Genomic DNA, 10902 nt, shown 5'->3' with positions numbered 1-10902 from the left:
GTGACGGTGTTGGCCAGAAGGCAGGCAATGGTCATGGGACCGACGCCGCCCGGAACCGGGGTGATGGCACTGGCGACTTCGGCGGCGGAGGCGACATGGACGTCGCCGACGAGCTTGGTCTTGCCTTCGCCCTTTTCGGGAGCCGGGACGCGGTTGATACCGACATCGATGACGACAGCGCCGGGTTTCAGCCAATCGCCCTTGATCATTTCGGGACGACCAACGGCGGCGACGACGATATCGGCCTGGCGGACGACATCGGCAAGGTTTTGCGTCTTGGAATGAGCGACCGTGACGGTGCAATTGTCGCGCAGCAGCAGCTGGGCCATCGGCTTGCCGACGAGATTGGAGCGGCCGATGATGACGGCGTGCTTGCCTTCAAGCTTGCCCACATGATCGCGCAGCAGCATCAAGGCGCCGAGCGGGGTGCAGGAGACCGGGCCCGGCAGGCCGATCTGGACCTTGCCGACATTGGCGGGGGTGAAGCAGTCGACGTCCTTGGCAGGATTGAGAGCTTCGATGACCTTGTTGGGGTCGATATGCTTGGGAACGGGCAGCTGGACGAGAATGCCGTGTACGGCCGGATCGGTATTGAGCTTGGCGACAAGGGCCAGCAGGTCAGCCTCGGACATGTCTTCCGGAAGCTCGTGCTTGAACGAATTCATGCCGACTTCGGCGGTCTGCTTGGCCTTGTTGGAGACATAGACCTGGCTGGCAGGATCGTGGCCGACGATGACGACGGCGAGGCCGGGGGTGACGCCGTGCTCGGTTTTGAGGCGCTGGACGTGACCTGCGATACGACCGCGCAGATTCTCGGCAAAGAGTTTTCCGTCGATGATTTTTGCGGTCATGTCAGCCTCGATTTCTTGGGGATTTAGAGGCGCGGGAAACGGCTTCCCGCGTTTCGGCTTCGACATAAGGGATGCGCCATGATCCGTCCATTGCTTTGCGGCTCATGGCTGCCATTTTGAGGGTCACCACCGGGCTTTGCGGGTGGTCCGTGCGGAGGCGAGATGGATTGCCGCGACGAGACCGGCAAGACGACGAAGGGGGAGTTCGGGCTGTGGGGCGTCGGTCAGGCGATGGCGGTGATTTCGAGTTCCTGGGCACCGAGGGTGGCGACGTCGCCGACGCTCTTCCCCATGAGGGCCTGGGCGATGGGCGAGGCGTGCGAGATCGAACCGGCCTTGGGGTCGGCTTCATCTTCGCCGACGATCCGATAGGTGGCCACGCGGCCATCGTCGCGGCTGAAGGTCACCCTGGCGCCGAAGGCGACCGTTTCGGTGCCAGTGGGCGCGGGAATGAGTTCGGCGGTGCGCAGGCGCTCGGAGAAATAGCGCAGGTCGCGCAGGGGCACGGACGACTGGCGGCGGCGCTCGTTGATGTCCTCGATGGACTGGGCGGCATCGTAGGCGGCACGGGCCACTTCCACCTGCTGCTCAAGCGCCTTCAAACCAGAAGCGGTGACGAGATTGGGACCGGGCGGAATGGGGCGATCGGGCAGGACGGATTCCGAGGCGGTTTCCGCACTGTCTTCCTTGGTGAAGGCTACGCTCACGCTAGGTACTCCGTGAAGGGCGAAACGACGCCGAGTGAAGTCCGTCTCTACTGACGCGAGGGGGAAAAGAAAAGACCGTCCGGCATCTCTGCCGGACGGTCTTGGGGACATGGCCCGCCGCGCTGTTGAGGGCTTGGGGGACAAGCGGCTGACCATGTCCTGCTCACCGGTGCATGGGTCGTTTGCAGTTGCCGATGAACTGAGTGAAAAGATGGGAGCCAATTGCGGCAATAAAAGTGCGGCTCACCGAAGTGTGAAGTTGGGGCTATGCTGTCCCAGGCTCCGTTGAGAAGGTGTCATGCGGCACCTATAGTGAACGGCCAAACCGGCGCGATTCCAACGCGCTTGCCGGAGCCAATGTCCGGCCGATGAGGATGCTTCATGACGACAATCACTCCGCCGCGCCTAGAGACGAAGAGCTTCACCGATCCCGAGGCAGCGTGGGAGCAGATTGCGCATATCTACAAGCGCAATTGCGATTTCATCCGTGGCCACCTGGCAGGCCTGACCAAGGGCGCGGTGCCCGAGGGGCGCGTGCGGGCCTGTTATCCGCAGGTGGAAGTGCGCTCGACCAGCTATTCCAAGCATGAAAGCACCCTGCCCTATGGCTATCTCCACACGCCGGGGATCTATCGCACCACGGTGACGGCGCCAGACCTGTTCAAGACCTATTTCCAGGAACAGTTCACGGTGCTGCTGCGCAACCATGGTGGCACGATCGATGTGGGCGAGAGCGATACGCCGATCCCGCTGCACTTTGCGCTGCCACCGCACGAGCATGTGGATGGCGCGGCGCTCAATGCGCTGAACATTCCGCTGCGCGATGTGTTCGATGCGCCTGATCTCGCCAATACCGACGACGAAATTGCTAACGGCACCTATGTGCCGCCGCGTGGCGGGCCCTACCCGCTGTCGGCCTTTACGGCGCCGCGCGTCGATTATTCGCTGTTCCGGCTGGCGCATTACACCGGCACGGCGGCAGAGCATTTCCAGAATTTCGTGATCTTTACGAACTACCAGTTCTACATCGACGAATTCTGCCGGGTGGCGAAGGCGTGGATGGCGGAAGGGCATGCGCACTATCAGCGGTTCATCGAGCCGGGGAACGTGTTCACCGACAATGCTCTTACCGGGGGCGCGGTGACCGGATCGCCGCCGCCGCGGGCGCCGCAGATGCCGGCCTATCATCTGGTGGGTGATCGCGGGCGTGGCATCACCATGGTCAATATCGGCGTCGGGCCGGCCAATGCGAAGACGATTACCGACCATATCGCTGTCTTGCGGCCGCATGCCTGGATCATGCTGGGGCATTGCGCGGGCCTGAGGAATTCGCAGGAGCTCGGCGACTATGTGCTGGCCCACGCCTATGTGCGCGAGGACCATGTGCTCGATGCCGACCTGCCATTGACCGTGCCGGTACCGGCGCTGGCCGAAGTGCAGGTGGCGCTGGAGCAGGCGGTGGAGGAGATCACCCAGACCGAGGGGATCGAGACCAAGAAGATCATGCGCACCGGCACGGTGGCGACGTTCGACAATCGTAACTGGGAACTGCGCGACCAGACGGAGATCGTGCGGCAGTTGAGCCAGTCGAGGGCCGTGGCGCTCGATATGGAGAGTGCGACGATTGCGGCGAATGGGTTCCGGTTCCGCGTGCCTTATGGGACACTGCTCTGCGTGTCGGACAAGCCGCTGCATGGGGAATTGAAACTTCCGGGCATGGCTTCGGATTTTTATCGCACGCAGGTCAATCGGCATCTGCAGATTGGGTTGCGGGCGATGGAAATCCTCAGGGATCAGCCGGCCGAGCGGTTGCATTCGCGAAAACTGCGCAGCTTTGCAGAGACGGCGTTCCAGTAAACAGGTTGTGACACCGCGCCCGTGGGAACGGGTTGCGGGTCTTCGCCGTTCTTGTGGCTACAGAGCTTTCGAAAGGAGCTGAAGATGCACAAGGACGAAGTCAAAGGTGTCGGCAAGCAGGTCAAGGGCGCGATCAAGGACGCCGCAGGCGGCCTGACCGGCAATGAGCGGATGCAGGCCGAAGGCAAGGCCGACAAGGTCGCTGGCAAAATTCAGCAGAAGGCCGGCGAGCTCAAGGGCAAGGCGCGGGACGCGCTGAAGCACTAGGAAGCGAGGCTTTGCGCCGAAAAGGCGCGGTCACTCGTTCGGGCGTTGCGCCCAAGAAAAAGGCCCGGTGGTTTCACCGGGCCTTTTCGTTTGTCAGTCGCGATCGAGCAGCGCCTTCCAGAGAATGGCGCCGATGGCGGCACCGACGAGCGGTGCGACGATGAAGAGCCAGACCTGACCCAGCGCGCCGTTCTGCGCGAAAATGGCGGCGGCAATGGAGCGGGCCGGATTGACCGAGGTATTGCTGACCGGGATCGAGATCAGGTGGATCAGGGTCAGGCCAAAGCCGATCGCGATGGGCGCAAAGCCGACCGGAGCATTGCCATGGGTCGAGCCGAGAATGATCAGCAGGAAGAAGGCGGTGAGAACGACTTCGGCGATCAGCACGGAGACGAGACCATAGCCATGCGGCGAGAGAGCATCATAGCCGTTGGAGGCAAAGCCACCGGCGGTGAACCCGGCCGTACCCGAAGCGATGGCGAAGAGCACGGCAGCGCCAAGGATGCCGCCGACGAGCTGGGCGACCCAATAGGGCACGAGATCCTTGTATTCAAAGCGGCCGGCGATGGCGAGGCCAAGAGAAACGGCCGGATTGAAATGGCCGCCAGAAATGTGGCACACGGCATAGGCCATGGTCAGGACGGTGAGGCCGAAAGCGAGCGCGACGCCGGCATAGCCGATGCCGAGATCAGGAATGCCGGCGGCGAGAACGGCTGCACCACAGCCGCCGAACACAAGCCAAAACGTACCAAATGCTTCAGCCGATAGACGCTTAATCATGACCCAAGACTCCCCAAGCAGGTTGATTCTACTGGAACATCTTATGCCTAGTTTTGGCGCGACACACGAAAATGAAGAATTGAGCGCGCCATCAGCAGTGGAACGCTGCGACTGTACTCTGCCCCGACCTACTCCGGTGGCTGCTTGCTGTAGTGTGGGGGACGTCTCAAGCAGCCATGGCGACAATGACTTTGCCAATGGCGACGCCGCTACAGAGACGAGAGAGCAGCCCGGCGTCCGCCTCAGACGGTCACGCCCTGCCCTAAGGCTTCAACTGTGCCGCTATGTCCGCACCGGGGATATTGTGGGGAGGTCGGAACAGGGCCCGTATAGTTGCTGCCGGCGCAATTGCTCCAGCCGCAGAATTGGTCGGCGGGCGCTAGCTGTCATAGACAGACGCCCGCCCGAGGATCGTGGAGCTTAGCGGCCCTTGACGACCGAGTAGCCGGCGTACTTGGCCGAGGAGCCGAGCTGCTCTTCGATGCGGATCAGCTGGTTGTACTTGGCCATACGGTCGGAACGCGACAGCGAGCCGGTCTTGATCTGACCGCAGTTGAGCGCGACGGCGAGGTCGGCAATGGTCGAGTCTTCGGTTTCGCCCGAGCGGTGCGACATGACCGAGGTGTAGCTGGCGCGGTGCGCGGTATCGACGGCGTCGAGGGTTTCAGACAGCGAGCCGATCTGGTTGACCTTGACGAGGATCGAGTTGGCAACGCCCATCTTGATGCCCGAGACGAGGCGCTGGGTGTTGGTGACGAAGAGATCGTCGCCGACGAGCTGAACCTTCTTGCCGATGGCGTCGGTCAGCGCCTTCCAGCCATCCCAATCGTCTTCGGCCATGCCGTCTTCGATGGTGATGATCGGGTAGCGGGCGGCGAGATCGGCCAGGAACTTTACGTTCTCTTCGGAGGAGAGCGACTTGCCCTCGCCGACCATCTCGTACTTGCCGTTCTTGAAATATTCGGTGGCGGCGCAATCGAGGCCGAGGAACACGTCCTCGCCCGGACGGTAGCCGGCCTTTTCGATCGAGCGCATGATGAAGCCGAGAGCTTCATCGGCCGAGCCGAGGTTCGGAGCGAAGCCGCCTTCGTCGCCAACATTGGTGTTGTGGCCTTCGGCGGACAGGTTCTTCTTCAGCGTGTGGAAGATTTCCGAACCGATGCGGACGGCGTCGGCAATGCTTTCAGCGCCGGCGGGCAGGATCATGAATTCCTGCATGTCGATCGGGTTGTCGGCGTGCTCGCCGCCATTGATGATGTTCATCATCGGGACGGGCAGGACGTGGGCGTTCGGGCCACCGATATAGCGGTAGAGCGGCAGTTCGCTCGATTCAGCAGCGGCCTTGGCGACGGCGAGCGACACGCCGAGGATGGCGTTGGCGCCGAGCTTGCCCTTGTTGGCGGTGCCATCGAGATCGATCATGGCCTGATCGACGCCGAGCTGGTCGAGGGCATCCATGCCCTGGATTTCTTCGAAGATGGCGGTGTTGACGTTTTCGACGGCCTGGGTGACGCCCTTGCCGTTGTACTTCTTGCCGCCATCGCGCAGTTCGACGGCTTCGTGAGCGCCGGTGGAAGCGCCCGAGGGAACGGCGGCGCGGCCGAAGCTGCCGTCATCCAGAACCACATCGACTTCGACGGTGGGGTTACCGCGGCTATCGTAAACCTGGCGACCCTGGACGTGGATAATTGAGGACATTTTCGGCCTTTCCCTGCGGTGTTTCGAGGCTATTCGGCTTCTCCTAGACTGCACTTGTGACAAGGGAAAGAGGCTGCATGAAATTTTCTCGCCCCTGCCCCGTTTCGTAGCCCCATTGGGAACTGTAACGTTATAAAAAACGGAGGAATCATCGTGCCACTCGTCAAACAGGTTGCTCATACCTGCGTCTTCGCCCGGGACCTCGACGCCGTGGAGGCGTTTTATCGCGATGTCATCGGTATCGAGCGCAAGTTCGACTTCAAACGGGGCGACAAGCGGATCGGGTTTTATCTCGATTTCGGCAATCGGACGTTTGTCGAGGTGTTTTTGAAGGGCGAGTCGCGGTTCGAGGAGAGCAACCAGATCAACCACATCTGCTTCGAGACGGAGGATCTGGATGGGTTTATCGCGCATGTGAAGTCGAAGGGCGTTGCCATCACCGAGAAGAAGCTGGGGGTGGATCATACCTGGCAGGCCTGGTTGGCAGATCCGAGCGGGGTGAAGCTCGAGATTTTTGAGTACACCAAGGACAGCATGCAGTTTGGCCCGGATGGGGTGGTTTGCCAGGTAGATTGGTAGGCTTATTTCACTCCGGAGCAAAACGGCACGAGTACCCACGCTCGTGCCGTCAATATGTTTGCCGGACCCGCCTAGCGGTTCCGGAGGAGACTCTCGACCGGCAAATCAATCTTGAAATCGGACCGATTGGGGAAGTGTTCACTGCGCTCAAGAACGAGGTCGTCCTTTATGGCAAATACACCGACCCAGCCCTGAAAGCCGCTTTCGTGCGTCACGAAGCAATAGCTTGACACGCACTGATCCTTTTTCACCCGATCACCAGCCTCCAAACGCCCCATATGGCGCGCCCCCTGACTTGGCCTCGAGAGCAGATGCACGGTGGCGGTGATGCGGGAATAGCCTTTGGTTGGCTGGCTGGGAATATTGACCCGCGCCGGCCAGTCACGCGTTGGCGAGTTAAGATAGCCTTCTTTCTGCTCGCGAGGATACCAGACCTTGCAATAACCCTGCGGGCAATCGTCGGAAACGACCATCACGTCGTTCTTCTGCACGCGTGCAGCCAGAAAAGCACTGTAAGCTGGGCGTTCAAAAATATAGAGCCCCTCAGATGCAAAGCGAAGTGTGTCTGCATGCGCGACACCGGGCGTTACAGCCCCGACAAGAAAAGAACCAAGCAACGCCCAAAACCGCATTTTCATATCGACTGTCCCCTGCCGCTACCGCGGCCTTTCAAGATTGATCCGTCCTTTCGATAAAGGCGGGCAGTTGAACTCAAACTGAATGGGTGGTGCAGAATTGGTCGTCGAAACGCAAAGGACCGCCCCTGCTGGGGCGGTCCTCACTTATTCTCGGACTTGCCGATCAGATCAGTCCGCGGTCTGGCGAATAAAGCCGAAGGCTAGGAGCGTGATCACCGCGGCGATAATCATGTAGTAGCCGACGGTGTGGAGGCCGTAGGTGCTGGCGAGCCAGGTGGCGATGTAGGGCGCGAAGGATGCACCGAAAATACCACCCAGATTGAAGGTCAGCGAAGCGCCGGTGTAGCGGACGGCGGTGGGAAACGGCGCGGCGAGTGCGGTGCCGAGGGGGCCGTAGGTCATACCCATGAGGGCAAAGCCGATGCAGAGGAAGCCCAACACGCCGAACACGTTGCCGGCGCCGAGTAGCGGAGCCAGGACCAGGCCGAAGATGTCGATACCGATGGACACGCCCACCATGACGCGGCGCATGCCGAAGCGGTCAGCCAGGACGGCAGCCAAGGGAATGAAGAGGCCGAAGAAGAGAACGCCGACCATCTGCAAGATAAGGAATTCTTCGCGGCTGTAGCCAAGCGTGCCCGTGCCGTAGCTGAGCGAAAACACCGTCATGATGTAGAACAGCACGAAGGTGGCGAGAGCGGCCATGGTGCCGAGCAAGAGGCTCAGCTTGTGGCTCTTGAAGACGTCGAAGAACGGGACTTCGACACGTTCGGCCTTTTCGATAGCCTTGGCGAATTCCGGGGTTTCGGTAATCTTCAGGCGAATGAAGAGGCCGAAGATGACCAGCACGGCGCTGGCCAGGAACGGCACGCGCCAGCCCCAGGACATGAAGGCGTCATCGCCGAGGAAATGGGCGAGAACCAGGAAGATGGTGGTGGCGAAGAAGAAGCCGACCGGGGCGCCGAGCTGGGGGAACATGCCGTACCAGGCCCGCTTGCCTTCGGGGGCGTTTTCAGTGGCGAGGAGGACAGCGCCGCCCCATTCACCGCCGAGGCCGAGGCCCTGCCCCAGACGGCACAGCGCCAGCAGCAGCGGCGCAAAAATGCCGATCTGCTCGTAGGTCGGCAGCGCGCCGATCAGGACGGTGGAAATGCCCATGGTGAGGAGCGCGGCGACGAGAGTTGCCTTGCGGCCCACCTTGTCACCGAAGTGGCCGAAGAAGGCAGCGCCGATGGGGCGCGCCAGGAAGGCGATGGCGAAGGTGGCAAGCGAGGAGAGCAGCGCCGAGTTGGAATCGGCCGCTGGGAAGAAGAGATGCGGGAAGACGATTACCGCGGCGGTCGCATAAATGTAGAAATCGAAGAACTCGATTGTCGTGCCAATCATGCTCGCCGCAAGAACGCGACGGGCGGAATTCCCGGGCACATTGGCCGGGGACGATGCTGAAGCGATTGTCATGATAGTCCGGGATGGTTTCGGTTTGGGCGCTGTTATAGCACGCCTCCATCCCGAATAGTCCGCGCTACAGCCAACGATATGGGGCCGGAGTACCGCAGAGTACGGTTCAGGGCAAGGGGGTTAAGACGGCGCGTGCCGTCATCCCCTCACGCCCTCCCCCATCAAGGGAGATGTGGTGCATGGAGTTTTAGGCGCGACTCGGCTGGCCCTGGCGCTACCCTCAATCCTCGCGCTTGTGGCCGTCGAGGTGTTTTTCCACGCCGGCCTTTTCAGCGGCGTCCTTGAGCCTTTCGCCCTTGGTGCGGCCGAATTTCAGGCGATTGGCTTCGGCTGTCGCTTCCTTTTCGGTGCGAGCCTTGGCCTTGCGGGCTTTCGACAGGGAGATGATTTCAGCCATGTGGCGCTCCTAGGCGATCTCGTCGACACCGGCATCATACTTTGCCTGGGCCGAGAGTACGCTATCGATATTGTCTTGCGCCCAGAGGGACACGGCGGCCATCTTTTCGGCGAGGCTGTGGCCCAGGGGCGTTATCGAATACTCCACCGTAACCGGGACAGTGGCGAAAGCGCGGCGGGAGACGAGACCATCGCGCTCGAGTTGCTTCAGGGTCTGGGACAGCATCTTCTGCGAGATGCCTTCGACGATGCGCCGGATCTGGTTGAAGCGCAGCGGGCCGTCGACGAGTTTCCAGAGGATGAGCGCCGTCCATTTGTCGGCGATATGATCGAGGACCAGCCGTGTGGGGCAGTCCTTTTCGTAGACGTTTGGAATTCTCATGGCGGCGCCCGGTTTCTGCGCGGTGACCTTATCACCCGCTAGTGCCTTCTTACCCGATTTCCAGAATTGGTTTAAGTGCAATTTCACTCGCTAGTTTCTTTTAGGTACTAGCTACAATGTGGAGAGCGAAATGAGCAACGAGATCTTGGTGATCGGTGGTACCGGCAATGTCGGCGCGGCGCTGGTGCAGGAATTGGTGGCGCGGGGCGAAAAGGTGCGTGTGGGCACGCGGCGTCCGGAGAAGGTTTCGGTTGCCGGGGCAAAAGCCGTGCTGGCCGATCTCGACAGGCCGGAAACGCTGGGACCGGCGCTGGAGGGCGTGGATCGGCTGTTCGTGCTCGCGCCGGCTGGCGAAGCGGATCATGTGCGACTGCTGGCGCCGGTGGTGGATGCGGCGGCGGAGCGCGGCATAAAGGTTGTGCTGCAGACGGCGATTGGCGTTGAGGCCGATGACAATATTCCGTTCCGGCAGGTAGAGCTGCGGCTAGAAAAGTCGGGCGTGCCCTACGTGATCCTGCGGCCGAACTGGTTCTCGGACAACTTCGAGACCTATTGGGGCCACGATGTGCTGGCGGGCGAAATCCGGGTGCCGGCGGGCGAAGGCAAGACGAGTTTTATCGACAGCCGGGATATTGCGGCGGCGGCCGCAGCGGCGCTGACGACGGACAGGTTTGATGGGCAGGCTTTTGCGCTGACCGGGCCGGAAGCGCTGAGCTATGGCGCGGCGGCGGCGTTGATCTCCAAGGCGGCCGGGCGGGACGTGACCTATCGCTCGGTGGATGACGCTGTGTTCATCCCTGCCCTCGTTTCGGCGGGCCTATCGCAGGATTATGCGCAAATGCTGGCTGCGATCTTCTATCCGGTGCGCGAGGGCTGGACTGCGGCGACAACCGATGCGGTGGAAAAGCTGACGGGGAAGAAGCCGCGACGCTTGCAGGACTACATCGCCGAGAACGCGGCGAAGTTCATTCCGGCGTAAAGCCTACTCTGTCGTCACCACCGGGCTTGTCCCGGTGGTCCATGCGGAGGCGAGATGGATTGCCGGGACAAGCCCGGCAATGACGATCGATGGAGGGGCGCGAGCTGCGCCCCTTTTCTTTTGCCTCAGACCAGGCGGCTTTGTTCCATGGCTGCCGAGATGAAGCTCGTGAACAGCGGATGGGGTTCGAAGGGCTTGGATTTCAGTTCCGGGTGGAACTGGACGCCGATGAACCACGGGTGGTCGGTGCGTTCGACGATTTCCGGCAGCTTGCCGTCGGGCGAGACGCCGGAGAACAGGAGGCCGTTCT

The 10902-nt window shown here is 61.4% G+C and carries 12 protein-coding genes and 1 pseudogene; 4 read left to right on the top strand and 9 right to left on the bottom strand.

Annotated elements, in window-relative coordinates:
* Both folD and greA read right to left on the bottom strand, forming a co-directional pair.
* On the bottom strand, nucleotides 1-851 hold an 851-nt coding region (gene folD / locus J0I64_RS09485), incomplete at its 3' end, for a bifunctional methylenetetrahydrofolate dehydrogenase/methenyltetrahydrofolate cyclohydrolase FolD (RefSeq protein ID WP_291407490.1).
* A 224-nt stretch (nucleotides 852-1075) separates the two neighbouring features.
* Nucleotides 1076-1558, bottom strand: coding sequence for a transcription elongation factor GreA (gene greA, locus J0I64_RS09480; protein ID WP_291407489.1), 483 nt, complete (start codon nucleotides 1556-1558; stop codon nucleotides 1076-1078).
* Nucleotides 1559-1939: 381 nt separating this feature from the next.
* Here greA and J0I64_RS09475 point away from each other — a divergent pair, with 381 nt between their 5' ends.
* On the top strand, nucleotides 1940-3415 hold the full coding sequence (locus J0I64_RS09475) for an AMP nucleosidase (RefSeq protein WP_291407487.1): 1476 nt from the start codon (nucleotides 1940-1942) through the stop codon (nucleotides 3413-3415).
* Between the two features lie 84 nt (nucleotides 3416-3499).
* Entirely contained in the window at nucleotides 3500-3682 is a 183-nt protein-coding gene (locus J0I64_RS09470; RefSeq protein ID WP_291407485.1) for a CsbD family protein, read from the top strand.
* Nucleotides 3683-3775: 93 nt separating this feature from the next.
* On the opposite strand, the gene aqpZ is transcribed toward J0I64_RS09470, so the two are convergent.
* Nucleotides 3776-4462 (bottom strand): aquaporin Z, encoded by a 687-nt coding sequence (gene aqpZ, locus J0I64_RS09465; protein ID WP_291407483.1) that lies wholly within the window; start codon nucleotides 4460-4462, stop codon nucleotides 3776-3778.
* Between the two features lie 420 nt (nucleotides 4463-4882).
* The gene (gene eno, locus J0I64_RS09460) at nucleotides 4883-6160 is read right to left on the bottom strand and encodes a phosphopyruvate hydratase (RefSeq protein WP_291407481.1); all 1278 of its coding nucleotides are present in this window, start codon (nucleotides 6158-6160) and stop codon (nucleotides 4883-4885) included.
* A 153-nt stretch (nucleotides 6161-6313) separates the two neighbouring features.
* On the opposite strand from eno, the gene J0I64_RS09455 reads away from it, so the two are divergent.
* Nucleotides 6314-6739, top strand: a complete 426-nt coding sequence (locus tag J0I64_RS09455) for a VOC family protein (protein WP_291407479.1) — start codon at nucleotides 6314-6316, stop codon at nucleotides 6737-6739.
* A gap of 71 nt (nucleotides 6740-6810) precedes the next feature.
* Here the strand turns inward: J0I64_RS09455 and J0I64_RS09450 are convergent, their stop codons facing one another.
* From J0I64_RS09450 to J0I64_RS09435, 4 genes are all read right to left on the bottom strand, one after another.
* Nucleotides 6811-7377: a hypothetical protein gene (locus J0I64_RS09450; RefSeq protein WP_291407477.1), complete on the bottom strand. Its 567-nt coding sequence runs from the start codon at nucleotides 7375-7377 to the stop codon at nucleotides 6811-6813.
* A gap of 168 nt (nucleotides 7378-7545) precedes the next feature.
* Entirely contained in the window at nucleotides 7546-8835 is a 1290-nt protein-coding gene (locus tag J0I64_RS09445; protein ID WP_291407475.1) for an MFS transporter, read from the bottom strand.
* 220 nt (nucleotides 8836-9055) lie between these two features.
* Nucleotides 9056-9232, bottom strand: coding sequence for a DUF4169 family protein (locus J0I64_RS09440; protein WP_291407473.1), 177 nt, complete (start codon nucleotides 9230-9232; stop codon nucleotides 9056-9058).
* Between the two features lie 9 nt (nucleotides 9233-9241).
* The gene (locus J0I64_RS09435) at nucleotides 9242-9613 is read right to left on the bottom strand and encodes a helix-turn-helix domain-containing protein (RefSeq protein ID WP_291407471.1); all 372 of its coding nucleotides are present in this window, start codon (nucleotides 9611-9613) and stop codon (nucleotides 9242-9244) included.
* 130 nt (nucleotides 9614-9743) lie between these two features.
* Here J0I64_RS09435 and J0I64_RS09430 point away from each other — a divergent pair, with 130 nt between their 5' ends.
* On the top strand, nucleotides 9744-10592 hold the full coding sequence (locus J0I64_RS09430) for an SDR family oxidoreductase (RefSeq protein ID WP_291407469.1): 849 nt from the start codon (nucleotides 9744-9746) through the stop codon (nucleotides 10590-10592).
* 125 nt (nucleotides 10593-10717) lie between these two features.
* On the opposite strand, the pseudogene J0I64_RS09425 reads toward J0I64_RS09430, so the two are convergent.
* Nucleotides 10718-10902, bottom strand: a pseudogene (locus tag J0I64_RS09425) (CTP synthetase); the annotation flags it as partial.

The organism is Devosia sp., from assembly GCF_017307565.1.
GTDB lineage: Bacteria > Pseudomonadota > Alphaproteobacteria > Rhizobiales > Devosiaceae > Devosia.
The sequence above is the reverse complement of the archived record's forward strand: the minus strand, read 5'-3'. Positions and strand labels throughout refer to the sequence as shown.